The organism is Anaerolineales bacterium, from assembly GCA_030583885.1.
Classification (GTDB): Bacteria; Chloroflexota; Anaerolineae; order Anaerolineales; family Villigracilaceae; genus Villigracilis.
In genome coordinates this window covers 676,448-701,984 of record CP129480.1, presented here as the reverse complement: position 1 = coordinate 701,984, position 25,537 = coordinate 676,448, and the positions used below count along the sequence as shown (strand labels likewise).

Annotated in this window: 28 protein-coding genes and 1 tRNA gene; 8 read left to right on the top strand and 21 right to left on the bottom strand. The window is 53.7% G+C overall.

Translation table 11 applies throughout. The features are described 5' to 3' along the window. Positions 1-6 precede the first annotated feature (6 nt). The 3 genes from dnaG to QY332_03530 form a co-directional block, all read right to left on the bottom strand. Positions 7-1,908: a DNA primase gene (gene dnaG, locus QY332_03540; protein ID WKZ36996.1), complete on the bottom strand. Its 1,902-nt coding sequence runs from the start codon at positions 1,906-1,908 to the stop codon at positions 7-9. A 93-nt stretch (positions 1,909-2,001) separates the two neighbouring features. Continuing rightward, a complete protein-coding gene (gene glyS, locus QY332_03535) occupies positions 2,002-4,965 on the bottom strand; it encodes a glycine--tRNA ligase subunit beta (GenBank protein ID WKZ36995.1) in 2,964 nt (987 codons plus the stop codon). Positions 4,966-5,122: 157 nt separating this feature from the next. Then, the gene (locus QY332_03530) at positions 5,123-5,734 is read right to left on the bottom strand and encodes a formylglycine-generating enzyme family protein (protein WKZ36994.1); all 612 of its coding nucleotides are present in this window, start codon (positions 5,732-5,734) and stop codon (positions 5,123-5,125) included. 20 nt (positions 5,735-5,754) lie between these two features. Here QY332_03530 and QY332_03525 point away from each other — a divergent pair. Beyond that, a protein-coding gene (locus QY332_03525) for an IS5 family transposase (GenBank protein WKZ36993.1) occupies positions 5,755-6,572 on the top strand; the annotation gives its coding sequence in 2 pieces (ribosomal slippage) (positions 5,755-6,136 and positions 6,136-6,572; 819 coding nt in all). A gap of 599 nt (positions 6,573-7,171) precedes the next feature. On the opposite strand, the gene QY332_03520 is transcribed toward QY332_03525, so the two are convergent. From QY332_03520 to QY332_03490, 7 genes are all read right to left on the bottom strand, one after another. Beyond that, complete coding sequence (locus tag QY332_03520; protein ID WKZ36992.1) at positions 7,172-7,660, bottom strand: transposase; 489 nt, start codon at positions 7,658-7,660, stop codon at positions 7,172-7,174. 25 nt (positions 7,661-7,685) lie between these two features. Continuing rightward, entirely contained in the window at positions 7,686-8,165 is a 480-nt protein-coding gene (locus QY332_03515) for a winged helix-turn-helix domain-containing protein (protein ID WKZ36991.1), read from the bottom strand. A 205-nt stretch (positions 8,166-8,370) separates the two neighbouring features. After that, entirely contained in the window at positions 8,371-8,604 is a 234-nt protein-coding gene (locus tag QY332_03510; GenBank protein ID WKZ36990.1) for a hypothetical protein, read from the bottom strand. Positions 8,605-8,607: 3 nt separating this feature from the next. After that, positions 8,608-8,844 (bottom strand): hypothetical protein, encoded by a 237-nt coding sequence (locus tag QY332_03505; protein WKZ36989.1) that lies wholly within the window; start codon positions 8,842-8,844, stop codon positions 8,608-8,610. A 351-nt stretch (positions 8,845-9,195) separates the two neighbouring features. Beyond that, the gene (locus QY332_03500) at positions 9,196-9,393 is read right to left on the bottom strand and encodes a type II toxin-antitoxin system HicB family antitoxin (GenBank protein WKZ36988.1); all 198 of its coding nucleotides are present in this window, start codon (positions 9,391-9,393) and stop codon (positions 9,196-9,198) included. A 188-nt stretch (positions 9,394-9,581) separates the two neighbouring features. Then, on the bottom strand, positions 9,582-9,713 hold the full coding sequence (locus tag QY332_03495; GenBank protein WKZ36987.1) for a hypothetical protein: 132 nt from the start codon (positions 9,711-9,713) through the stop codon (positions 9,582-9,584). Then, positions 9,697-9,933 (bottom strand): hypothetical protein, encoded by a 237-nt coding sequence (locus QY332_03490; protein WKZ36986.1) that lies wholly within the window; start codon positions 9,931-9,933, stop codon positions 9,697-9,699. The genes QY332_03495 and QY332_03490 overlap by 17 nt, the downstream gene beginning before the upstream one ends. Positions 9,934-10,245: 312 nt before the next feature. Between QY332_03490 and QY332_03485 the strand changes: the two genes are divergently transcribed. Beyond that, a complete protein-coding gene (locus QY332_03485; protein ID WKZ36985.1) occupies positions 10,246-10,584 on the top strand; it encodes a DUF5674 family protein in 339 nt (112 codons plus the stop codon). Further along, positions 10,581-10,928 carry a hypothetical protein gene (locus QY332_03480; GenBank protein ID WKZ36984.1) on the top strand — a complete coding sequence of 116 codons (348 nt, stop codon included), beginning with the start codon at positions 10,581-10,583 and terminating at the stop codon, positions 10,926-10,928. Before QY332_03485 ends, QY332_03480 begins: the two co-directional genes overlap by 4 nt. Here QY332_03480 and QY332_03475 read toward each other — a convergent pair. From QY332_03475 to QY332_03460, 4 genes are all read right to left on the bottom strand, one after another. Continuing rightward, a complete protein-coding gene (locus QY332_03475; protein ID WKZ36983.1) occupies positions 10,890-11,291 on the bottom strand; it encodes a hypothetical protein in 402 nt (133 codons plus the stop codon). The genes QY332_03480 and QY332_03475 overlap by 39 nt on opposite strands. Next, complete coding sequence (locus QY332_03470) at positions 11,288-11,929, bottom strand: protein-L-isoaspartate(D-aspartate) O-methyltransferase (protein ID WKZ36982.1); 642 nt, start codon at positions 11,927-11,929, stop codon at positions 11,288-11,290. The genes QY332_03475 and QY332_03470 overlap by 4 nt, the downstream gene beginning before the upstream one ends. 47 nt (positions 11,930-11,976) lie before the next feature. Beyond that, positions 11,977-12,411 carry a toll/interleukin-1 receptor domain-containing protein gene (locus QY332_03465; protein ID WKZ36981.1) on the bottom strand — a complete coding sequence of 145 codons (435 nt, stop codon included), beginning with the start codon at positions 12,409-12,411 and terminating at the stop codon, positions 11,977-11,979. A gap of 110 nt (positions 12,412-12,521) precedes the next feature. Beyond that, positions 12,522-12,830 (bottom strand): helix-turn-helix transcriptional regulator, encoded by a 309-nt coding sequence (locus tag QY332_03460; GenBank protein ID WKZ36980.1) that lies wholly within the window; start codon positions 12,828-12,830, stop codon positions 12,522-12,524. 168 nt (positions 12,831-12,998) lie between these two features. Here QY332_03460 and QY332_03455 point away from each other — a divergent pair, with 168 nt between their 5' ends. Further along, positions 12,999-14,396: a hypothetical protein gene (locus tag QY332_03455; protein ID WKZ36979.1), complete on the top strand. Its 1,398-nt coding sequence runs from the start codon at positions 12,999-13,001 to the stop codon at positions 14,394-14,396. Between the two features lie 4 nt (positions 14,397-14,400). On the opposite strand, the gene QY332_03450 is transcribed toward QY332_03455, so the two are convergent. Further along, positions 14,401-15,243: a hypothetical protein gene (locus QY332_03450; GenBank protein ID WKZ36978.1), complete on the bottom strand. Its 843-nt coding sequence runs from the start codon at positions 15,241-15,243 to the stop codon at positions 14,401-14,403. 193 nt (positions 15,244-15,436) lie between these two features. Here QY332_03450 and QY332_03445 point away from each other — a divergent pair, with 193 nt between their 5' ends. From QY332_03445 to QY332_03430, 4 genes are all read left to right on the top strand, one after another. Next, entirely contained in the window at positions 15,437-15,661 is a 225-nt protein-coding gene (locus QY332_03445; protein ID WKZ36977.1) for a hypothetical protein, read from the top strand. Positions 15,662-15,741: 80 nt separating this feature from the next. Then, positions 15,742-16,851 carry a metalloregulator ArsR/SmtB family transcription factor gene (locus tag QY332_03440; GenBank protein ID WKZ36976.1) on the top strand — a complete coding sequence of 370 codons (1,110 nt, stop codon included), beginning with the start codon at positions 15,742-15,744 and terminating at the stop codon, positions 16,849-16,851. Between the two features lie 3 nt (positions 16,852-16,854). After that, positions 16,855-18,141, top strand: coding sequence for an MFS transporter (locus QY332_03435; protein WKZ36975.1), 1,287 nt, complete (start codon positions 16,855-16,857; stop codon positions 18,139-18,141). A 94-nt stretch (positions 18,142-18,235) separates the two neighbouring features. Further along, positions 18,236-19,408 carry an NAD(P)/FAD-dependent oxidoreductase gene (locus tag QY332_03430; protein WKZ36974.1) on the top strand — a complete coding sequence of 391 codons (1,173 nt, stop codon included), beginning with the start codon at positions 18,236-18,238 and terminating at the stop codon, positions 19,406-19,408. Here QY332_03430 and recO read toward each other — a convergent pair. The 6 genes from recO to QY332_03400 form a co-directional block, all read right to left on the bottom strand. Further along, the gene (gene recO / locus QY332_03425; GenBank protein ID WKZ36973.1) at positions 19,398-20,156 is read right to left on the bottom strand and encodes a DNA repair protein RecO; all 759 of its coding nucleotides are present in this window, start codon (positions 20,154-20,156) and stop codon (positions 19,398-19,400) included. The genes QY332_03430 and recO overlap by 11 nt on opposite strands. Positions 20,157-20,254: 98 nt before the next feature. Then, positions 20,255-20,668 (bottom strand): cytidine deaminase, encoded by a 414-nt coding sequence (cdd, locus tag QY332_03420; protein ID WKZ36972.1) that lies wholly within the window; start codon positions 20,666-20,668, stop codon positions 20,255-20,257. Positions 20,669-20,686: 18 nt separating this feature from the next. Beyond that, positions 20,687-22,051, bottom strand: a complete 1,365-nt coding sequence (gene glmU, locus QY332_03415) for a bifunctional UDP-N-acetylglucosamine diphosphorylase/glucosamine-1-phosphate N-acetyltransferase GlmU (GenBank protein ID WKZ36971.1) — start codon at positions 22,049-22,051, stop codon at positions 20,687-20,689. Positions 22,052-22,188: 137 nt separating this feature from the next. Next, a tRNA-Gln gene (locus QY332_03410) sits at positions 22,189-22,259 on the bottom strand. Positions 22,260-22,288: 29 nt separating this feature from the next. Continuing rightward, positions 22,289-23,368, bottom strand: coding sequence for a response regulator (locus QY332_03405; protein ID WKZ36970.1), 1,080 nt, complete (start codon positions 23,366-23,368; stop codon positions 22,289-22,291). A 202-nt stretch (positions 23,369-23,570) separates the two neighbouring features. After that, on the bottom strand, positions 23,571-25,487 hold the full coding sequence (locus QY332_03400; protein WKZ36969.1) for an ABC transporter substrate-binding protein: 1,917 nt from the start codon (positions 25,485-25,487) through the stop codon (positions 23,571-23,573). Between the last annotated feature and the right edge of the window lie 50 nt (positions 25,488-25,537).

Below are 25,537 nucleotides of genomic sequence, written 5' to 3'. Positions count from 1 at the left end.
ACAATATCAGGCCTGCCGCCTCGTGGACATCTTTCGTTTTGCCTTGTCCAGGCTGTTGAGCAGGCGTGCAAACTGGATCGCCTGCTCCTGGTATGCCTTCATATTTGCGCCGCCCTGCTGTTGTTCGTCCTCCTGCAGGAAACGCAGTTGATTGACATTGATCATCGCATGGGCACGCCGCAGATCCAAAAAGCGCGCCAGCAGTTCCTCAAGCAGGCGGTCATCCACGGGGTCGAGCGTTTCCGTCTGCGCGAGCAGGTCCTTCGAAAGCGTGGTCACTGCTTCGGGCAGATGACTCATCAGGTAATGCTGATGGTCCTTCTCATCCTGTTCCACCGCCAGACGCACCACGCCAAACAACAGTTGATGGTCAGTATACTCGAAGTCCTCCGCCACCAGCGGGCTCAGGCCGCATTCCTCCAGCCTGCGGTCCAAACGATATAACAATTCAGGTTTGCGGAATAAAACACCCAGGCAATGGGATTCGACCTTCAACCTCGGGTTGACCGCCACGACCGGCGTTTCCGCTTTTTCGCTTTGATCTGTCACCCGAGGCTTGCGCCTCACCACCGGACCCCGAGCCTGCGCCGCCGTCAGGGAGCGTTCATCCACCTTGAGCATTCGCGCCAGCGCCTGACGGTAGGTATCGCGCTCCATGGCGCTGGGCAGGTCTTCGATCAATGGAAGCACCTGCGCCGCGATCTGATTCTTGACCTTGGCGTCGTTCAAGTCCTGTCCCGCCGCCAGCGAATCCATTACATGCGTGACGATGGGTTTCGCGCCTTCGATGATGCGCTTCCATTCCTCCCTGTCGCGGGCCACGATCTCATCCGGGTCGAGGTCATCGGGGATGGTCGCCACGCGCAGGTCCGCCTGCAGGCGCGCTTCATTCTTTAGAAGTCCGCGCGCGTTAAAACCAAGTTCGCCTTCACGGTCCATTGCCGAACGGGCGGCGTCGAGTCCGCGCAGGACGGCTTTTTGTCCCGCAACATCCGGGTCCAGCGCAAGGACGATGCGCCGCGTGGAACGTTTGAGCAAACGCAGCTGGTCTTCCGTCAATGCCGTGCCCATCGGCGAGACCACGTTCTCATAGCCCGCCTGATGCAGGGCGATGACATCCAGATAGCCCTCCACGATCACCGCCTGGTCGGCGGCGCGGATCGGTTTGCGGGCTCTGTCCAGACCATAAAGCAGGCGTCCCTTGGAAAAGATCGGCGTTTCAGGAGAGTTGAGGAATTTGGGAATATCGTCCGGGTCCACAATACGTGCGCCGAAACCGGCCATGCGTCCCTGCTCGTCGCGGATGGGGATCATGATGCGGTTGCGGAACTTGTCGTAATATCCGCCGCTGTCGCGCTCCGAGAGCATGCCTGAATCGAGCAAATCTTCTTCGGAGAAGCCTTTGCTTGTGAAATGCTTGAGAAAATTATCATACCCCGTAAGCGCATAGCCCAGACCGAAGGTTTCGATTGTCGAATCGGTTAATCCGCGCTTCTCGCGCAGGTAGGACAGGACCTCCGTGTTGTTGAAAAGCTGGCTGCGATAATAAATGACCGCGTCCTCGAGCAGTTTGCGCAGGTTGTCGAAGGCCTCCCTTTGCTGGGGCGTCTCGCGCTGGTATTCCTTCAACTCCACGCCCGCACGCGCGGCAAGCTTCCCCAAGGCTTCCTTGAAATCGATGCCTTCGCGCTTCATCACGAACTTGAAGATGTCGCCGCCCTCATTGCACGCGCCAAAGCAGCGCCACGTCCCGGACTCGGGCCAGACCACAAAGGCCGGCGTGTGCTTGTTATCGTGGAATGGACAGAAGCCGGTATAGTTCCTCCCCGCGTGACGCAGTTTGACACCGGCCTCGGAGACAAGGTCGACGATATCGATTTTGGCTTTGATCTCATCAATGGTGGACATGGAATGGTTGCATTATAGCATTTGATGGTTTGGCAAAATAAGACCGCAGGGTCACAAGCATGACCCTGCGGTCTTTCTGCGGCGGGTTTTGAACTAGAACCCTTCGAGTTTGCCCAGGTCCGCGATACCGTTCGAAAGCGACGCGATCCGTTGCAGCAAGCCAAGCCGGTTCTCCTTTACCTTCCTGTCCTCCGCCATCACAAGGACCTTATCGAAGAAGGTATTGATGGAAGGGATCAGCATGACAACCACTTCAAGGAATTCGTCCACTGTAGACGGTTGCGCCTTGGTGTTCGTTTGCAGAGCCTTGAACAAGTCCTTCTCTTCCTGATCGGAAAATAATTTTTCATTGACCTTGAACACATCCTTCTGGTCGCGGGTGATGCGGACACAGCGCGCGAAACCATCCAAAATGGATGACCAGTCTTCGCGCGTCACCCACGCGGACAACTGCTTCACCGCCCGGGCGGATGCCGCCGGATTGTTGGATTGCTCTGCAAGGACGGCTTCGACGACATCATGTTTGTAGCCCGCATCCTTCAACACCACAGACAAGCGTCCTGCGATGAATTCGAGGACTTGTTTTTGAGTATCGTCCTTCACTTCAATCGGTTGTGTCTTCGCGGACTTTTGCACGGCGAGCGCGAGGTCGAAATTCATATCCTGTTCGATAAGCGGCTGGACGACGCCGATGGCAGCGCGGCGCAGACCGAAGGGGTCCTTCGCGCCGGTGGGAGCAAGGCCAGCGGCGAACAAACCAACCAATGAGTCGATTCTGTCCGTGAGTGCCAGCGCAAGACCGACCTTCGATCCCGGCACGGTCTGATATTGCCCGGCAATCGCCGCCGCTACTTCGGGGGTCTCGCCGGAACGCAGGGCATATTCGCCGCCGATGATGCCCTGCAGGGAGGTCATCTCGGTGACCATTTGAGTCGCGAGGTCGGCTTTGGAGAGATAGACGGCGCGCGCCAGGTGCTTGATAAGCATGGCATCTTTGAAGCTGAGCAGGGCCGCCAGTTCCGCGCCGAGTTTCAACATGCGGTCGGATTTATCGAGCATGGAGCCGAGTTTGGTGTGGAAGGTCAGCGAGGAGAGTTTTGGGCGATATTCTTCCAGTTTCAATTTCACATCTTCGCGGACGAAGAAGTCCGCATCCGCAAAGCGCGCGGAGAGCACGTGTTCGTTCCCTTCGCGGACAGTGTCGATGTGCAGGTCGTCGCCATTTCTGATGGCAATAAAGTGCGCCAACAATTTCCCATTTTTCTGGACAGGGAAATATCTCTGATGCTTTTTCATCACCGAGATCAACACATCTCTTGGCAATGAAAGGAATTCTTCGTTGAATCCGCCCATGACGGCGGTGGGCATTTCGATCAGGTTGGTTACCTCGTTCAACAGATCGTCATCCAGGATGGCTTCCCCACCGATGAGGGATGCGGCTTGATTGAGCTGTTCGACGATGGCGGACTTGCGTTCTTCTTTGTCGAGCAGGATGCCCGCTTCGCGAATGACCTCGAAATATTTATCCGCCGAGGGAATTTTGATTTCGGGAGAATCGTAGGGACGAAGTCCGCGGGAGATGTTGCCAGAGACGACGCCAGCATATTCAAACGGGATGACCATGTCACCGAGTAGCGCAACATACCAGCGAATCGGACGAGAGAACGAGACGCCCGAATCGTTCCAGCGCATGGACTTCTCGAACTTAATATCCGCCACTAACTTGGGCAGCGCTTCGGCGAGGACTTCGGGAGTGGGGCGTCCAGTCTGTTTGACGAGGGCGAAGACGTATTTGTTATTGCCTTCTTCGCGGACTTCCAAAGAAGCGGGGTCAATGTTGTTCTTTTTGGCGAAACCCAAGCCAGCCTGAGTCGGCTTGCCGTCTTTGTCCAGGGCTTTGTCGGCGGGTGGACCTTTGACGAGGTCTTCGCGGTCGGGCTGATTCGGGGAGAGAGAGTCCACTGAAACGACGAGCCGCCGCGGGGTTGTCAAGATGCGGACGTCGCCGTGGGTCAGCCGAAGCTCATCGAGCAGAGTCGGAATGCGGGTCGTCAAAAGCCCGTGAGCGACATCCACATCAGAGGCAGGGAGTTCTTCGACTCCAATTTCTAAGATAAAGTTGGCAGGTTGAAGGTTGGAAGGTTTGAAAGTTGAAACCTGCGAACTTGTAACTTTCGAACCCGTATCTTTCAACAACGGATACTCCAGCCCCTTCCTCTGCTCCTCATACGCGAGCGCCACTCCCCTGGCGAGTTCACGGATGCGGCGGAAGAAGGCTTGACGTTCGGCAACACTGATCGCGCCGCGGGTGTCGAGGATGTTGAAGGAGTGCGAGCATTTGAGGACATAGTCGTGCGCGGGGACGATGAGACCGGCGGCGAGACAGGCGTCGGCTTCGGCGGAGAAAAGGTCGTACATGGCGCGCACACGTTCGACGTCGGCGGTCTCGAAATAATATTTGGAGTGTTCGAACTCTTCCTGTCGGCGGATCTCGCCGTAGGTGACGCCCGCTCCATACTCCTCGTTCCAGATGGCGTTGGCGTTGTTGAGCGCGATGAGGATGCGTTCGAGCCCGTAGGTGATTTCGACCGAGACTGGATCGAGCGCCACGCCGCCCATCTGCTGGAAGTAGGTGAACTGCGTGATCTCCTGCCCGTCGAGCCAGACCTCCCAACCCAAACCCCAGGCGGAGATGGCGGGCTGTTCCCAGTTATCTTCCACGAAGCGGATGTCGTGCTGGCGCGGGTCGATGCCGAGCGCATAAAGCGACTCGAGGTAGAGTTCCTGCGGATTCGTTGGATCTGGCTTAAGGATGACCTGAAATTGGGTGTGGAGTTGGAAGCGGTTGGGGTTCTCGCCGTAACGCCCGTCGTCGGGGCGCACAGACGGCTCGACGTACGCCACGTTCCACGGTTCGGGTCCGAGCACGCGCAGGAAGGTGGCAGGGTTCATCGTCCCTGCGCCGACCTGGGTGTAGTACGGCTGTGTGATGAGACATCCCTTGGATGCCCAGAAGTCTTGTAGTTTGAGGATAATGGATTGGAAGGAAGAAGACATAGTTATCAGTGACCAGTGTTTAGTTTTTAGAGTGAGGGAATTATAACTGATGGTTAATGGAAGATGGAGAATGGGGTGGTGTCCATTCTCCATCTGGTTACGGTTCAGACTTAAGGGGTGGCTGGTTCTGCTACGAGTGTTCTAGCTTACTCATTCCTTATGGGGTTACATTACGGGCACAACGAAATCCATAAAATCCAGAAACATAATTTTTTTCGACTGGGTCGCCATAAAGCCTAAGAAATGATTGCGCCAGAAAATCACCTGATGACCAAGAACCGCCACGTTGAACGCGCAATTCTCCATCATCTGGTCCTAATGGATTATTTAGTGGTGATGATTGATAATACACATCTGAATACCAATCATTTACCCATTCCCAAACATTACCCGCCATATCATACAAACCATATGGGCTCTTGCTGCTCTCATAACTACCTACTTCAGTCGTATCACCCACACATTCTTTATCATAATTCGCTTTATCACAATCAATCCCTTCACCCCAAGGATATGTTCGTCCATCAACTCCACGGGCAGCCTTTTCCCATTGAGCTTCCGTAGGCAATTGAGTGCCTCTCCACTCACAATATGTTTTTGCTTGATTCCAATCCACAAATGCAACAGGATGGTTTGCATAAGACGAACTATCAAATCGTTTAGTGCTATATGGTCTAGCACACCCGCCTTCTTCAACACAAACTCTATATGCTGCATTGGTCACCTCATACGAGTCAATATAATAACTATCTAAATAGACCTCTTGCATAAGTGTGCCATAATAGGCACATGAACTATAAGACAATCGCACATCTCAAAGGTAGTGACTTCAAACGGCTAACTGGCGTCCAGCGCGAAACCTTCGAGCAGATGCTCACAGTCATTGAGAAAGGGCTGCGAGACTTCGGGAGACCGCCAAAACTGAGCCGAGCCGATCAGTTGTTGATGACCTTGATGTACTGGCGAGAATATCGCACAGAATTTCATATTGCGCAATCCTATGGTGTCAGTGAAGCAACCGTTTGCCGCACCATTCGCAAGGTAGAGGAGGCCTTAGTCCGTTCAAAAAAGTTTCGTTTGCCTGGCAAAAAGGCACTCCAAGCCAGTGACACGGTGTTCGAGGTAGTGCTGGTTGATGTCAGCGAACAGCCAGTGGAACGTCCAAAAAAAGCCAAAAACGGCATTACAGTGGCAAAAAGAAGCGTCACACCCAAAAAGCGCAGGTGATGGCTGATCGAAAAAGTACCCAAATCATAACCACCGCCTTTAGTCATGGAAGCAAACACGACTTCCAACTGTTCAAAGACGATGCCTGTGAGTTCTCTGAACATCTGCGTATTCTGGCAGATGCGGGCTATCAAGGATTGATGGAGTTTCATCAGAACAGTCAAACACCCTTCAAGAAATCCAAATACCATGCTCTGACGAAACGAGAGAAACAGAGCAATCGAAGCTTGGCACGGAAACGGATTGTGATTGAGCATATATTCCGTAAGTTGAAAGTGTTTCGCATTTTGAGCGAGAGGTATCGCAATCGTAGAAAGAGATTTGCTTTGCGCTTCAACCTGATTGCTGCTATTTACAACCTTGAACTCAACTCAATTTGACTTTTGCAAGAGGTCTAATAAACGTTATGTGCGGGGCTCGATTTCTCAAGAAGAATCTGATAAGTTAGATCAAAAGAGCTGATTCCCATTTCAAATTCTCCAGCTGGGACAAGCACCATTGGCACGCCTTTGGCGTCCGTGATTTCGGTTAGCAAGGGTGTGGCAGTTAGAGTAAAAATTTCAGATGGTGATGAACTCGAAATAGGAAGTGGTGTGTTGGTCAACTCCACAGTGTCAGGCGTTTTACTTAAATTTAAAGAAACACTCGTCGTAGGCGGAGTAGCTGTAAGTGATTGAATTAACTCAGGAATTCTATTGGACAAATCAATTATTAGCGGGGTTACAATCGCAAACATTACCAACAAAATTAGAATAGGCGTGCGATAAATGCGAAATAATTTCAACCGATAACGAATTGCCCCAACAAACTTTTCCCATCTATATTGCCATTCTATTTTTTGTATTCGACGTTTACTGTCATTAGATATTTTCTTTAATCTACGTTCAAGTTCTTGTCGCGTTTTCTCCTGTTCAATTTTCTCAGCGGCTTCACGTTGTTCTTCCTTTTCACGAGCAAGGGTAACCCTCCCCTAAACTATTCAGGTTAACTGAAGTTGCCTAACAGAAAGACCGGCGGCATGAAAGAAGCCAAGAAGTAAGTCTGGTCGACGACGCAAGCGAGCAAAACCACGATCAAGCATTGAGCGAATCTCCTCTTTAGAAGTTGGACGAGCATTTCTGAGATGTTGTTTAACATTTCCGTGACAATACTCTTCCGGATTGAGCTGTGGAGCGTAAGCAGGTAACTCTTCAATCATGATCTCAGGATGCTGGCAGAGATAAGCTTTGGTGAGCTTGCTAAGATGAATACGGGCTCGATCCCAGATCAAGATGATTTTTCCAGGTACCTGCCTACGGAGGTGTTCAAGTGCCTCAATCAAGTTATCGCTTTTTATCGAACCTTCAAAACATTTCTTGTAGATCTTGCCTGTAAGTGTCAGCGCTACGGCTGTCGATAGCGCTCGACGATCTTTGGTTACCCGTCGAAAAACGGGTCTCTTGCCAGTCCGAGCCCACGTCGTAGCCAATATTTCTTGAAAGGAGAACCCAAATTCATCCCAAAATACGATTTTTGCTTTGAGACGATGTGACTTTTTTTATCCTTGGCCAATCTCCTAGCAACCAAGCTTCCACTAACTCTTTTTCCTGTTCAATAGCCTGTGGCATTGGCTTTTGTGGACTGAAACCTAGTTTGCGCAACAATCGATTGAGGTAATTCGGATGATAAGTGACATCAAATTCTCTTTTGATCAATTTTTGGACACGGTCCAATGTCCAGCGATCAGTTGGATATCCATTCGCCAAAGCCCCTCGTTCCAGCTTCCTCTTTAAGCTTTGCTTTTGTGGATTACTCAACTTCGGCTCGCTACCAGCCGCTTTTCTTTTTTGGAGTCCGCGCATACCTTTTGTTTCTATGATTCTGGCCCATTGGCCGACCGTGGCCCGGCTTACTCCGAGGTGTCTTGAGATTTCGGCTTTTGACATTTTTCCAGCTTTCAACAGCCGTCCACCTTCAAGCCGTCTTTCTTCCATTTGTTCTCGGGTTAGGTATGATGGTTTCCATGTCATACCGACTATTGTAAATCAATCTAAGTAAACCTGAATAATTTTGGGAGGTTGACACGCGTGAGCATGGCATAAAAATACTTTCAATGGTCGCTTGGCTTCGGTCATATCCGTCCCGATTTGGAGTTATGAATGAAAAACGACGCAACCTTTATGGTGCGTCGTTTCGATTTCAGGCGTGGGCGTAGGATTTATTCAATTCCCGAATCACGGTTTGCGGCAGTTCAACAGGGATAAAATAATCCGCTGGAAATAAGTAGTCCTCTCCGCTTTCGTCAATGATTCGCATATCACCGTCGGCTTGCGCTTCTTTATCGGGAAGTACTCGATAAATTTTGTGCAATTCCAACGAGACGGGGTATTCGCTATTGTCAATGCAAATGGCAAATTTAGGTGTAGTTTTCATAGGTCAATCCAGATAATTCTTACGTTTGAACTCTTTTCGTCCGATGCCGTGCGCTTCGTACCAATGGATTTCGGCTTTGCGGACACGTCCATTACGGAGTTGGATGGTGGCAACCCCTTTCATTTTTCTCCATCGTCCATCGCCATATAGTTTTCTCAAACGCGGCAGGTCGCGGATGGAGTTTCCGATGGCAATCACTTCTTCGTTAGCGATGTCACTGATGATCGTGAAGGATTCCATCCCATGTTTCTCCTGCTCAAATTATACACGCATCCACACTGTCATTGGTCAGGCGCGTGTACAGTGCGCGGACAGCGTCCCGGTCCGCGTGAGCATGGCAGAGGAAGACTTTGAGGGGGCGTTTGTCCGCTGGCATGTTACAGTAATTTCTTGAACTCTTCGATGGTTAAGCCTGCGTCTTTGATAATTCCACCCATAGTGAAGGCATTGATCGGATTATGCGTGGGATGATGATAATTCGATTGTCTTTTACCATTGAGATATGTTTTCCCTCGCGAACCACACGAAATCCCGCTTTCTCAAAGGCTTTTACTGCTCGCTGATGTTGAATTCCCGCCAATTTGGGCATGTCTAAACCGCAACCTCCACCATTCGGGTTTGGGCATCTTCCAACAGAACCTCAACCGTTTCAAGGTATATTTTTATCGCATCCTTGATGTTTTCAAGCGCTTCTTGTTCCGTCTCGCCTTGCGACCAGCATCCTGGCAGCCCCGGAACCCAAACGGCAAAGCCTTCATCTGTTTCTTCAAGTCGAATTTTGTATTGCATGGTTAATCTCCTAAACTATAGCGCTATTATAACGCTCAATCCACGCCATCAATAGTCAGATGCGTGTATAGTGCGCGGACAGCGTCACGGTCCGCGTCCCACAAGAAGGGGATGATATGGGCATGGCAGAGGAAGACTTTGAGGGGGCGTTTGTCGGTGGTGGGCAAGATTTGTCCGCGATGGGGCAATTATACGTCAATGTTACGTAGGGGCGGCTCGCCCCATACCGCGACAGCAATCCCATCGATGGCTGTGACGGGAATGCCTTCTTTTTTCAGGAAATCCTGGAAAGCAACAACGGAATCAATCAGATCGTTCATGGCTTTTATTGACGTTCAGGCTTGCCAGCCGCGCCTGGAGTTGAATCATCGCCTGATTGCGTTCATTCCGAAACACGGACTCGGTTTCCCGCAGCCACGGTTGGAATTCCGCCATTAACGCAAAGAATTGCCGCACGCCTTCCTGCGGGGATAAGGCGTGCAACAAGCGGGTCTCTTCGGCGTAAATGGCGTCCCAATTTGGGGAAAATTTTTTCAACATGTTTTGTGCAATTCCGTTTGACGTATCATACCCGCCTAATGCTTTGATGTATCGGAACCGCCCTACCTGCGCCTACCTGGGTGTAATAGGGCTGTGTGATCAGGCATCCGTGCGCTGACCAGAAGTCTTGTAGTTTGAGGATGATGGATTGGAAAGAGGAGGGTTTCGACATTCGATATTACCCTTGCGGGCACCTTGTCGCTGTTCGATATTCGGGATTTTGGTGTGGTGGTTGAGTAGTCCCGCGTGATTGTCGCGGGATGCATCGAAACCCGGGGGGATTATACCTGATGGTTCATGTATAATTTGGGCATGATCTACATTCTTCAATCCCAACCAACGCCTGAGCAAATCATAGAAATGTCCAAAGAGTATGAAACGATGATCAAGATCGTCGTGGACATTCGCCGCCGAATTTTGGCGGGCGGCGGGGAAATGCACGCGGACTGTGAACAGGTGCTTCTGGAAAATGGCAGCGAGCAGGACGATCTTTGGGGCGCGAACTGGTATCCCGCCGACCAGCGCATCGAATTCGAATCGCTCATCAATATCCGTCCGAGGTTGGGGAATCGCAGCATCTTGATTCAAAGTGAAGAACTGCGGCAAAGCGTCGAAACGGTCACAAAGGAAATCTTTGGAGGCGCGGCATGACGGACAAAGAGAAAAAACGCGAACGATATTTACGCGACCCCCTGCCCCGCAGGCTGGGCGGACTCGCCGCCACCTTGGGACGAATTTCCTCCTCCGCCCGCGCTTCCAACGACCCGGCAGTGGTGCGGGGTCTTTTGGAGGAAGCAAAGTATTACATCGAATGGACTGCCGCCGAGACCGAGCCTGAGACCGCCGCCGAACTGGTCTCCATGCAAACCTTGATCACATTATGGGAAAAAGGCTGGGAAAACGCGTTTCAAAATACCAGCCAGCGCACCCTGCTTTCCGTGCAAGCCAAGCAATGGTCAGATCGGACGCTGGACATGTCGGGGTTGTTGGTTTAGGTCTTGAATGCCCATATGCGCCTCGTCAGGCAAAATCACCCCGCCCGACGTGGAAGACCCGCCCCTACCATTACGCAACGGTTCCGCGCCTTCATCAACCAAAACCACAATCCCATGCACATGATTTGGCATGATAATCAATGAACCCAATTCCACATGTCGATAATGATTCTTCAGGTCAAACCATGCATTGCGGACAATATATCCGTTACGGTTTAATTTCATTTCCCCATCCACGATTTCGCCAAACAGCATCTCGCGCTGCCAGGAAACAATGGTCACAAAATAGGCTCCCGACTGCGAATAATCATATCCCTTCAGGCGAAGACTGCGGCGATGGTGCTTTTGCGGATCGAATTTCACACCCCATCCCTTCCCCGCAGCGGTACAAAGGCAACGGGCAATAAGACCTCCTGCGAAAAGGCATCCCCATCCCGCCGCCACAACTCGAGTCTTTGAGCTCCGCTCCCCCCGATGGGCAGAATCATGCGCCCATGATCGGCAAGCTGGTCCAACAGGCATTTCGGCAGATGAGGCGTGGCGGCAGAGACAAGGATCGCATCGTACGGGGCGGATTTATCCCAACCTTGTGAGCCGTCCCCAACGTGAACAAACACATTTTCGATTCCAAGCTCCGCCAGGATGCGGGCGGCGCGGTCCGCCAGGGCGGGGATCAACTCCACGGTATGTACTTCATGCGCGAGTGCGGAAAGGATCGCCGCCTGATAGCCCGAGCCCGTTCCGACTTCGAGCACACGCTCCGCGCCGGTCAGCTTCAATGCCTGGGTCATGTATGCTGCAATATACGGCTGCGAGATGGTCTGTTTGAAACCGATGGGGAGCGGGGCGTCCTCATACGCGGACCAGCGAAACTCGAGCGGGACAAAGAGATGGCGCGGAATGGACACGAACGCTTCGAGAACACGCCGATCACTGATCCCCCGTGCCCGGAGTTGAAGCGCCGCCATGAGTTTGCGTTCCGCCAGATAATCCTGTTTCATGAGACCATCCCCATTAATCATTATACAACCGGGCAATGGAAGGAAATCTATCCCTTTAAAGAATCCCGCCTTCGCAATGCACGCAGTAATATTTGATACCCATCCTTTCCGAACAGATCCACGCGGTGCAAATGTCGCAGGGAATCGGGCGGGTCACATTCTTCCAGTCGGACGGGGATGATGAAGATATCATCCATTGGCAACATCTTTGCTTTTTCGAGGGCGAGCTTCAATTCCTCGTGACGATATCCATGCTGTTGGCTGAAGCCCTGCGAAAGACAGACGATCACCACGTCGCTCCCAAGGATCGCCCTGTGGATCTCATATGCCCAGTTCTGGCCGGGCAGTAGGGCTTCCGTATCCAACCACGGCTCGACATGATCTCTTTTCAGCCGTGCGCACAACACGCGCACGAGATCACGGTCCGCGTGGGCATGGCACAGGAAAACCTTGATCGTTGTTTTTTTCAAATGCTTCTTCATGCCACCACAATAGCCCGGACCCAAAAAATAAAAAACCCCTTTTAAGGGGCGGGCATTGGGTAGCCGTAAAAAAGGGGAGGCAGATATGGGGGTAGAACCAGCAACCAGGGTCAGCGATGCGGGTCTTGTCGTCTCTCAAATTCACTGAAGTCCCAAGCCGCAAAGAACACGCGCAGATCCGCCTTGCTCTGTAACCCCAATTTGTTGAGCACCTTTTCAAGATAGGATCGGACAGTCCCAACCGACAGCCCAAGGCGGGCGGCGATCTGGGGGTTTGTGTATCGCAGGCAGGCCAGCGCGGTGACATCCTGCTCGCGCGGGGAGAGGCCGATCCAGCGCTGGTAACGCTCATCCGTATTTGGATCGTGAACTGGATACGCAGCCTGGTTTGTCGATGGAAGGGGATGAACATCTTCCACAGTATGGGAATATTCTCTCCTGCTTTGCCGCGAGCCCATCCATAATTGTTTCAGTATTTTCCAAATGGACATTTGGGGAAAGTGTAATAGAACATCTGTTCTAAGTCAAGGCCGACGGATGTTTCCACAGAGAATGCAGCCATCCCCCATCATTAAGCTATAATCTGCATGACCGGACGTCATTCATCAGGGAACACCATGCTTGTCATCGTCAGCGACCTTCACCTCGGCGACGGAACCACCGCCGATTCGATCTCCCCCAGCGCGTTTCGATTATTTGCCCGCCGCCTGACGGAAACTGCCCGCTTTGCCTCCGTCCGCAGGGACGGGGGCTACCGTCCGATCGAAAGCCTCGACGTCCTGTTGATGGGCGACGTCCTCGATCCGCTGCACTCCACGCACTGGCTGGACACGTCTCCCGGCGACGCAAACTACGTCCGCCCATGGAGCGACCCGACCCACCCGAATTACGCGCCCAAACTGCTCGAGGTCACCCGCGCGATCCTTGATGAGAACAAAGAAGCCATGCAGATCCTGCGCCACCTCGCCAGCGGAGAAGAGATCCGCCTTGCGCCTGCAAACAGCAAAGGCGAGCCTGATCTCGACAGCCGGGAACAGATTCCATTAAAGGTCCGCATTCATTACATGGTGGGCAATCACGACTGGTACTATCACCTCAAAGGCGCGGCCTTTGACGAGATCCGCCGCGAGATGATCAAGCGGATGGGGTTGAGCAACCCGGTTTCCCCCTTCCCGTATGATGCAGAGGAGTCCCCCTTCCTTAAGGATCTATTCGAGAGGCATAAAGTCTCCGCCCGTCACGGCGACATGTACGACAAGTTCAACTACGACAAGGATAAGGGACGCGACCACGGTACCGTCGGCGATGCCTTTACCATGGACGTATGCAACCGTTTCCCCGTGGAGGTGCAAAAACGCTACGGCGACCTTCTGCCGGCCGGCATCGTGGACAGCCTGCGCAAGATCGCCAATATCCGCCCGGTGCTCGCCGCCCCGCTCTGGATCAGCGGACAGATCCGCCACTATGCGGGTTCGCATCCGCTGGAGGATGAATTAAAGGGCGTGTGGGACGATATTGCGCAGGAATTCCTGCAGCTTGACTTTGTGCGCGAGGCCGACAAGGCCTATCGCTTCGATGTGGTGGATGCCATGGAGTTGATCATCAAGATGTCGGGTCGCGCAACGTTTGCGACCATCAATGACGTGGTCATCTGGGTGCGGAAAAAGATGTGGAGCGGAAAACATTCCTTTGCCGGCCACGCCCTCAAGGAACCCGCCTTCCTAAACGGCAAGGCCCAGCACATTATCTACGGACATACGCATTATTATGAAGTGGTGCCGCTGGGAATGAACATCGGCATGCCCGAACCCCAAAGCCAGATCTACTTCAACGCGGGGACATGGCATTCCTATTTCGACCTTGCCATTCAAAATCCGAAGGAACAAAAATTCGTGCCTTATCAGGCGCTCACCTACCTCACCTTTTACACCCCCGAGGAACACGACGGACGCCGCTTTGAGACGTGGTCCGGCGCATACGCATAAATTTTCATTCGGAGCGCAGCGAGGGATCTTCTACTCGATCATCAGATGACTTTATGAAAAATTCCCGCCACACGTCAAGCGGATCATCCCCCCGCCGCAGACTTAACCCATGCAGGATCAGCCCGAACTGGGAGAATCCAAACCAGAGCAGGAAGAAGGTTAGGAAGATCGAAGCGCGGTCCACCCAAGCGGGGAAGAGTTGAATCCATACGGCGATCTCCCCGCGCCATGCAAATATCTTCAACTGATATTCGTCAATTGCGGCAAGGAAAAATTCCAGGCTAGCTTTCGTCTCCGTGAAATCGCCGCCCAGCAGGTAGGAAGCGTCGTCTAGAAACGTGGATGCCTGCCGGGCAAGCAGACTCACATCATCGACCTTGCCCTGCATCGCATCCGCGGAGGCGATCAGATCGGCCAGTAGCTTGTCGGGGATGTTAATTTGAAGGAACGGGATCAAGTTCAACCCGAAGAGAGTGACGCGCAACTGTTCGAGCGAGTCGCGTGCGGCGACCAGGCGTTCCCGCGCTGTTACCAGTTCGGGGACGAGTCCTTCATCCAGTGTTGTCTGCACATTCTTGAAAAACTCCTGGGGATCATTGAGTGTGAATTTTTCCAACGCCGCTTCCGTGGCGTTCACGATGCGCAGAGTGCGTTCGATCTCCCGCTTTGAATTGGTCAATGTGGTTTCCACCAGTGCCAGTTCGGCGTCTATCGCTTCCATCCTGCCGACCACATCGCGAGTCACAGGCTCGTTGTACGCCCAGGCAAGGACAATGCCGGCCACACTCAAAATCAACAGCAGGGAACTTGCTACGATCAACGTGCCGGTCAGGATTTTGCGCGTCATGGTTTGTCCTTTCGATGGGCAGGGGTGACGGGAATTCGAAAATTATACAGCCAAAGGGGAAAAACGCAGGGAAATCCCCAAATTAAGAGAAAATTACCTCTTGACAAACCGTCTAACTTAGACTATTATCTAATTAGACATCGGTCTAACACAGGCATTTGCCTAATTGTTTTATCCAAGGAGAGAGGCAGCCATGTCTACGAATACTTTCGAACATATTATGGAAAAACGAGAAATCGCCCCCCACGCGCTGGAAGCGGAGCCATCCACCCGCAGCATCTTCACCCACCAGACCGGTCAGGTACTCGTCACCCTGGGAACGCTCTTCAAACACGTGCCTCCCTTCAATGAGACCATCGACAAAACCACCGGCGACACGCTGATCTCCATTGGCAGAAAGCTGAAATCCGCGAAATAGAACGGACGTCCCGAGGGCACTGAGAACCTTCGGGACATTACAGCTTGTTCCGGGAAATTATACGCATAACGAGGAAACACATGGAAATCCTGACTGAAAAACAGATCACCGCCCCCGAGATCCATTGGGATTTCGGCACAGCCTACGAACTTTTCGTCAGCTTGCATGTTCTGCATGAGCCTGAATATTTTGGCATACGCCCTGCCTACGCCGCAAGTGTCCGCGCACGCATCCCGGTGGAGGAACGAAAACTGCTCGAAGATGTCTTTCGCCTGACCGGAGTGCCGTTGAAATGGCTTGCCGACCTCACCGCTCCCAAGGATGCCATCAGCGCGCTCTGGGCGCTGAAACAGATTCCCCCCGCCGAACGGTTGCTCAAACTCCAAAGAGTGGGCGAACCCATTGAATTCGTCAATGAAGAAGACAAAGAAAAGCATGCCAGGTTCGATGAAATTCTCCAGCGCGTCGCGTCTGAGGGAAAATGGACGGAAGCGGATGCGGATCATCTTTTCAAGACGTTTCACAAAAAACATGGCGGAATGAAAAGGGACGCCATTGAACGCGCACTGGATTGGTGGAGCCGCCCCGAGGAACTGGGCGAAGGGTACCTCTCCGCCTTGAATGCCTACTACCAGGCATTTTTCGAAGAGGACGAAAAACGCGTCGAACCCATCCTGCGGGCTGGTCTGGAAAACGCGCAGACACTCGCCTCCAAACTGACCTTCGAAAAGTTGTTCCTCGAACTCTCGCAGGGCATCAAACTGGAGGAGGAATTCCGCGCGGAAAAATTCATCATTGCCCCCGCCTTCTGGACGACTCCGTTGATCTTCTTCGAAAAACTTGACAGGCATACCATGCTTATGCTCTTCGGTACGCGCCCGGCGGATATGTCCGTCATCCCCGGTGAGACCGTGCCCGATGCGCTCGTCCGCTCGCTTAAAGCCCTGGCCGACCCGACACGCCTGAAGATCCTCTACTATCTCTCGCATGAAAGCCTGACCCCTGCCGAGATCGCCCGCCGCCTGCACCTCCGCCCGCCCACCGTAACGCATCACTTAAGGGAACTGCGTCTCGCCAGCCTTGTCGAATTATCCTTCAAGCAGGAGGAAAACCGCTACACCATCCGCAAGCAGGCGCTCGACCAGGTCTGCGGCAACATGAGGTCCTTTTTGGAAAAAGCCCCCGAATAAAACATGGAAGAAAAAACTTCAAAACTCTTCAAGCCGTTCCGCCTGCTCGGTGAATACGGCTCCCACGTCCGCGAGTTCAAGCCGAACGCACGGCTGTATTTGTTGAACGTCATCATCACCGGCATGGTGATGGGCGTCTTCCGCCTGATATTCAACTTTTATGCGCTCAGCCTCGGCTTCGACGAGGCCCTGCTCGGCAACCTCATCACCACCAGCAGTTTCGTCGCCCTCATTGCCGCCCTGCCGATGGGCTACCTCGCAGATGTGATCGGGCGCAAAGCCTCGCTCATCCTTTCAGGCGCGATGCTGGCATTCTCCATCATCGCCATGGCGCTTTGGCAAACCGAAGCCTCGCTCTACAGCATGAACGTCATCTCCGGTATCGCGCAGAGCCTGGCAGGCGTCACCATGTCGCCCTTCCTGATGGAAAACAGCAACGAGAAGGAACGTACGTATCTCTTCAGTTTCGGGCAGGGCTTGCAGATGACAATGGCATCCGTCGGCGCGTGGGTCGGCGGCTACCTCCCCACCTGGATCGGCAACGCGCAAAACGTCTCCGCCACCAGCAGTCTCGCCTATGGCAACTCCATCTTCATCGTCGGCATCGGCGCGGGGATCGCCATCCTGCCGCTGGCCTTCCTGAAATCGCCGCGCATCACCCGCAGTCAACGCGCCATCTTTGCGCCATTTGAATATGCCGCGAAACAGCCGCTCCTGCTCACCAAACTCATCCTGCCCATGTTGCTCACCTCCATCGGCGCGGGGCTGATCATGCCGTTCATGAACGTATTCTTCCGCGTGGTACACAACCAGCCGGACCCGGTCATCGGCACGCTCTTCGCATGGGGTTCGCTGGCCATGGGAATCGGGCTTTTGATCGCCCCGCCGCTCGCCGAACGCATGGGGAAGATACAACTTGTGGTGATCTCGCAGGCGCTCTCCATTCCCTTCCTGATCCTGCTGGGCTTTTCCCCCATCTTCTGGGTCGGCGCCGCCACGTTCTACATCCGCCTTGCGTTGATGAACATGAGTTCCCCCGTTTATCAAACCTTCATCATGGAACACGTGGACCCGTCCGCGCGCGCCACGGTCGCCAGCCTGACCAGCATGGCTTGGAATTTCGGCTGGGCATTCAGCCCCACCATCAGCGGCTGGCTGCAAGTCCAATACGGATTTGGTCCGCCCTTCATCGGCACGATCATCCTCTACACCATCTCGGTTGTCATGTACTGGGCATTCTTCTGGCGCGGGAGCATTGCCGCCGTCCCAGCCACCGCCGCGGCAGATTGAACGGAACAGAATTTTCTCCTCCTTTTTTAAAGCAGGTCGGATCGACATTCCGGCCTGCAGTTTTTTATGGCAAAATATAAGAATGGACAGGGATATGTTAAAGCACGATGTTCTCATCCTCGGCGGCGGACCGAGCGGACTCTCCACTGCATTGCATCTGGCAAAGATCGCTCCGCATCTCGTCCCCCGCATCCTGATCCTGGAAAAGGAACAGTATCCGCGCCTGAAGCTTTGCGCCGGCGGATTGGTCATCGACGCTGAAGTCATTCTTGAACGGCTCGGGCTTGACGTGCGCGAAGTTCCACATGTGGATGCATCGAATGTCCATTTCGATTTCGCGGGCAGGGGACTCGCCGTCCGCGTGCCGAAACGTCATGCCATCCGCGTCATCCGCCGTGATGAGTTCGATCACTGGCTGGCACGGAAGACTCGCGAAGCGGGAATCGAAATTCGGGAAGGCATCAAGATCAGTCATGTCATCCCCGATGAAAACGGTGTGGCGGTTCAAACCGATCAGGGGGAATTCCGCGCCGCCATCGTCGTGGGCGCAGACGGCTCGAACGGCGTAACACGCCGCAGCATCTTCCCGAACGATCCCGTCTATACGGCAAGGGTGCTGGAGGTTTTGACTCCCACCCAACCCTCCCCCAATCTTGGGGGAGGGCAAGGGAGGGGGAAAACAGCCTTCTTCGATTTCTTCCCCGTCCCCGACAATATCGCAGGCTATGTCTGGGATTTCCCCACACAGGTCAAGGGTCAACGCATGCGCTGTTGGGGAGTTTACGACACAAACCTTTTCTCAAACCTAAAACGCCCCGCGCTGAAAGCACCGCTCGCCGAGGAGATGAAACGCATCGGCTTTGACCTGAACGACTACGAGATCAAAGGTCACCCCATCCACTGGTACAGCCCATTGAACAAGGCATCCATGCCGAGGGTGCTGCTGGTCGGCGATGCCGTCGGCGCGGACCCGCTCTTCGGCGAAGGCATCAGCATGGCGCTGGGTTATGGCGCGATCGCGGCACAGGAGCTGGCGGAGTCATTCCAGCGTGGCGAATTTTCATTCCGCGGATACAAGCCCCGGCTGGTGCGAAGCGGGCTGGGTCAAACCTTGTTTGCGCGCTGGGTCATCACACAGATCCTCTATTCCTGCAAATGGAGATGGTTCCAGATCCTGCTGTGGCGCATGTTGAAGCCGCTCGTCCTGCTGGTCGCATGGATATTCGTTTTGAATTGGAGTAAAAGAAATTTTCCCATTACGACTTAACGTGCTTGATGAAACCCGGCGTGTTCAATTCGCGCTCCAACAGATACGTGAAATATCCCTGCATGAGGATTTCCGCTTCTTTTTTAATCCCAAGGCCGGGATGTGCGCGAGAGGCATCCCGGTAGCTTGAGCGCTGGAAATGGCGCAGATATTTGAGCGTTTCCACGGAGATCCTTGCAAGGTTGGGCAGGCCCTGCCCGCAGCGGAGACAGATGACGCCGCCGGCCGTGAACGAAAAGAACTGATCCTCGGCAAGAATCTCGCGTCCGCAATTCGCGCACTCGAATAACTGCGGGCGAAACCCCACGGCATCCAGTAATCGCATTTCATAATATCGAACCGCAAGCCAGGCTTCGGATTCCTTCTCGATGCGATCCAATGTCTCTACAAGCAATCGAAAGAGCGTGGGATTCCCGCCTTCCTCCTCGTAGGAAAAACGCAATAACAACTCAACCGCATACGAGGCATATCCCAATTTTACAAGGTCGTCATGCAATGGCAAAAACGCATTGACCGTTTCAACCTGCGTGACAATCAATAGATCACGGCCCTTTGCAAGCTGCACCGTAATTTGAGTGAAGGGCTGTAAATGTCCGCCTTTACGTGACGTCATCTTTCGCGCGCCCTTCGCCAGTGCGCGCAGCATGCCCTGCTCACGCGTGTACAGCGTAAGTAACTGGTCGGCCTCGCCCCAATTTGCATGGCGAAGCACAACGGCGGAAGCGCGGAAGGAGCGGAAGTCGGTCATGGTCTCGATACGGCGGCGCTGGTCGAGTAAGACGAAGTCTGTATCGAGGCCCGCCGCCTTGTTTCGGCAGGCTCAACACAAGCCTCGACCATCGAAAACTATTTATCCGTTACCAAATGTTCGGGAACAAAGGCTTCAGGGAGCAAGTCACGGACGGTGGTTTGCTTCGTCAACTTTCCCCTGCCATCCGCAAACAGGACGATGGTATCCAGTCCAAACTCAGCCATCACCTGGCGGCATCCACCGCAGGGGGAACCGCCGTTGTTCGTGACCACCGCAATCACTTCGAATTCAGTTTCGCCTTCAGATACGGCCTTGAAAATGGCGACGCGCTCGGCGCACATGGTCTGTGGATAGGCGGCATTCTCTATGTTTACACCGGTGTACAAACGCCCGGACTTCGTCCGCAGGGCAGCGCCGACGGGATACTTCGAATAGGGGGCGTACGCGCGGCGGCGCGCTTCGCCGGCAAGATCGATCAGGGATTGTTTTTCTTCTTTTCTTAATATCATCTTTGCACCTACCGATTGCTATTTCTTTTTGGCGTTCCGTTCAAGCTTTTTGATGGCGCGGGCGGGCATGCCCACCACAAGTGTATCCTCTGCCACGTTTTTCGTCACGACTGCGCCCGCCCCCGTACGCGCTCCATTCCCGATTTTCAACGGCGCCACCAGCATGGTATCCGAACCAATGAAAACATTCTCCCCAATATCAGTGGCATGTTTTTTCTCGCCGTCATAATTACAAGTGATCGTCCCTGCACCGATGTTGGTATGGGCGCCGATCTGTGCATTGCCAATATAGGAGAAATGCCCCATCTTTACGCCATCTGCAAGATATGAATCCTTCACCTCGCCAAAATTCCCCATATGGACGTGATTGCCCAGATGCGCGCCTTTGCGCAGGCGTGCAAACGGACCCATGTCCACATCATTTTCAAGTACTGCGCCCTCCAGGACAGAAGCAAGCACCTTGCACCCGTCTCCAATTTTAGAATCGCGGATGATGGAATTCGGTCCAAGCACATTGCCCGCGCCGATCTCGGTCCTCCCATACAAACAGGTGTTCGGCATGATGACCGTATCCCTGCCGATGGTCACGCCAACCTCAATATAGGTTGAAGCGGGATCCACCATCGTGACACCATTAAGCATGTGTGCCTGATTTATACGTCTGCGCATGGCAGTTTCACATTCCGAAAGATGCACGCGCGTGTTGATGCCGATGATCTCTTCGAGGTCATCCATTACCATGGCTTGAACGGACAGGCCATCCTTGGCCGCCAGTTCAACGGTATCCGTTAAGTAGTATTCGCCCTTTTTGGGATTTTTTGGGATGCTCTGGAGTGCCTTCCACAACCAGTTCGCATCGAAACAATAAGCGCCCACGTTCAACTCCCTGACCTGCAACTGCTCTGCCGTGGCCACATATTCCTCCACGATGGCTTTCACCGCGTCATCCGCCCTGCGGATGACGCGTCCAAACCCGCGCGGGTTGTCTGCAACTACGGTCAACATGGAGATGGGACCATGGTTATTCCTTTGGGTTTCGACGAGTTTTTGCAGGGTCTCACCGCGCAACAAAGGCATATCGCTGTAGCAGACCACGACAAGATCGGTCCCGCCCCGTAATACAGACCCGGCCTGCATTACGGCATGGCCTGTTCCCAGCTGTGGTTCCTGCAATACGGTCTGCGCAGAATCGCCAAGGTATTTTTTCACATCCTCGGCGCCATGCCCAACCACTACAACGGGCTTTTCCGTGGTGGCCTGCTGGATGGCCTGCATGACATGCCAGATCATGGGCCTGCCCGCAACCGGATGCAGAACCTTGGGCAAGGATGATTTCATACGAGTCCCCTGCCCGGCGGCAAGGAGGATGGCGGTTATTTTCATAGGGCACCTCAATCCCGTACATCTCGATACGAGTGAAAGAAAATGTACGGGCAACAAAACAGGATTTGTGCGGCAATGCATTGCTCCGCAACAAATCCTGCTTGAGAAAAAACGTCCGCTAGTGCGGATGGTTCAGGCTGGGGCACCTGGATTCGAACCAAGATCCACAGCTCCAAAGGCTGGTGTGCTGCCATTGCACCATGCCCCAGTGCGGGCAAAATTGTATCACAATTCTTTTTACTTTCCGCCGGGAATGATGCCGAGCTTACGCGCTTCTTCAAGCGAGATCACATCCGAATTGAGCGGTTTGTTGCCGTGTTTTTCCGCGGCTTCATCCCAGAAATCATCCGCATTCTTGGGTTTCTTCTTTTGGGCGGCTGCCTGCTTAAGCAGGGCCTCCATTTCCGGTGCGGGAATGGCCTTTGCAAGTTTATCCGTCTGTTTTTTAGGAGCAGGCATCGGGGCGGGCGAAGCGGGCTTTGTTTCGTCCGAGCCCAGTTTAAGTTCGCCGGTGACACCCATCGATTTCAGGGATTTCTCCAGCTGGGTGCGCAATGCAAGCAGGCCGCCCACCGATTCGAGGATGCGGTCCTCAGAGGCCAGGCCGTTTCCAGCAACAAGCAGCGCGTAAAGCGGGGTCACTGGAATGAAGAGCAGGTCATGATCGCCGCCGCTGAAGACATGGTATGAGTCGATCGTTTCCTGATGATTGTGACGCGCAGCTTTCAAACTGGCGTGATGAATCGCCATCAGCGTGGAAATCAGCGAAACCTCCATGCTGGAGTCGTGCAGTTTACCGGTACGCGCCTGCACGAGACCGCGGTCATTGAGCAGGAAAACCGCGTCAGCCTTGATATCCTGCCTGAAATTGGCGAGCAGGTCGGAAAGCCTGGAGTGACGTTCTTCGGTTTGTCCGCTTGTTTGTTCGGGAGGGAAGATGGTTTGCACAAGACCCAGGCCGCGCTCGACGACATCCAAAAAATCCGCCATGGGGATGGGTTTGTCGAAGATCGCAAGGGCACCGGCATTGAGCATTTCATCGCGCGTTTTCTTATCGGTCATGCCTGTGATGAAGATGACCTTCGCTTCAGGGTGACGCGCGCGCACCTTGTGCATGAGTTCCACGCCGCTCATGCCGGGCAGCATGTAATCTGTAATCAGCAGTTCGATCTTATTGCGCGTGGACTCAAGAAGCGCCTCCTCCCCGGATGGGGCTTCAAAGATCCTGATCTCCTTGTTCTTGAGCGTATCGAGCGTGGAATGCAGGAGCCTCAAAATATCGCGGTGATCGTCAACGAGCAGGATATTACGGGTCATACAGCCCGCCTGTTTGGCGACCCGAGGCTATCCTGCATATTCTTGGAGAAAAGAGATAATTCAAGATTGAAATAATGTTTGCGGGCGGATTTATTCATATCCGTCTCCTACTAACTGGATGAACGCATTATAGCAAAGATTGGGGTGGGCGACCGATGCACCTTGCGCACTTGTAAGTTCCATGAAAAACACGGGGATCTTATTATCTGCAGGCATCACCGATGTCAATCGCCTCGATATTCCAGAGCGGGGTGGCGGTTGGGTCCAGCCCAAAATGACAAACTTCAGGGCCTGCGGCGGCGATCCGCAAACGGTGGTACAGGGGAATTGCAGGAAGCTCGCTTGAAAATATGATCTGAGTCTGGCGATACGAATTAACATACGACGGTTCGTCAGGCAGTGCCTGTTGTGCGGCGCGGCAGGCGGCATCATACTCGGCATTGCTGAAACCAGGCACGTTCGTGCCAATCCACGAATTATCTGCGGAGGGAATTTCCGCACTGCTGAACCAGGTGCAGGGAGGTTCGATGCTGTTAACGCCGAGTGCATATTCCGCCAGGTCAAAGCTGCGCCCAAAGAGAAACCCAGCGGGGCCGGGGGCATAGAGATCGTTCTGGGTAAAATACTGCACACGGAGTCCGATGCCGCATTCCGCAAGCGAGCGCTCAAGGATTTCCACCACCTGTCTGCGCTGGGTGGCGGATGTGGTGTAGTAATTCAACTGCAGAGGGGTGTTGAAAGCGACATTCGAGACGCTCACTGCGCGGCGCGGCGTGGATGGATCATCGTCAGTATCCTGCCAGCCTGCCAGTTCGAGCAGCGAGATCCCAACTTCAGGGTCATGGGGAATCCCCGCAATCTGCGCATCAAACACAGGGTGGTCATCCGGAACATAGGTCGTCGGGACGGTTGTCAATCCAAACAGCACGTTATTCACAACCGATTGACGGTCAAGACAATAGGCAATGCCCTGGCGGGTGTGCGCATCCGCAAAGAAATTTGGGCGGTCCCGCTGAATATCATAGCCGTTATCATAAGAGGCCGGGACAAGCCCCAAACCAAGCCATTCAATCGACATGCCGGTTGCAAAAAATGCCTGCGCCTGTTCGGCGGCCTGCATTTCCCGCAACAAGCCCGCCTGATTATCCAAATTTATGGATGGGTCGAGAATGTCACAGCGGCCTGCAACCAGTTCGCTCAGAGCCGTATTCGGGTCGGGGATGAAGCGAAAGGAGAGGATGTCTATTTTTGGGTAACCGTCTGCGGCGCGGAAGTAATACGGATTCTTCACCAGCGTGATGTGGTCGCCCGCAATCCACTCCACCACCGTGTAGGGTCCCCAGCCAATCGGCGTGCGCGAAGCAATGTCAACGGAAGGCAACTGGTCGGCGGAAAATTGACTCCACAGATGCTTCGGCGCAGGCGCCCAAAAATTCGTAAAATACGCGGGGTCCATAAAACCAGGCACGCCCCACCACTGCAAGGTCTGCTCGTCGGCGGCTTCGTACACCTGTGTGCGGCCAATCAAATAAGGATTCGTTTCCGCATCCGCTTCGAGTTCAAAAGCATATACGGAATCATCGGCGGTGAGAGGCGTGCCGTCTGCCCAGGTCAGATCCGGACGTAAACGATAATTTACGACCATCTGATCCATCTCCAGCGGGGACACACCGTCATAGGTGATGACGCACTCATCATCGCGGCAGTCGGCAGGACGGACACGCACACCTGCTTCCAGAGCAACGAGATCACCATCCGCGTCCACAACCTGACCTCCAGCCTGCACCTGTGTTCTGACAATTTGCGCTTCGCCGTTTTCAATGGACGGCAGACGGGCAAGGATCACAGGCTGATATTCGTAGCTGATTGTATCAATCGGTCCGTTATAGACCGCGGCCAACACGCTGCGTGCGGCGGCGTTCGGTCCACCGAGAGGGTAAAGGGTGTTGGGTTCCTGTCCAAGACAGACAGTCAGGGAGGCGGGCGCCGGGAGTGACGGAGTCACGGTTGGCAATGGTGTGAACAAGGCAGTCGGAGTTTCCACCTGTGACTGCAATCTTGAGCAGCCGGCAAGAAGGATGACAATAATCAGCGCAAGGGGAGGATGAAAATATTTCAAGACTGTCTGCCGAATTGATGTAGTACAGGATATGCAAGCGTATAACAATG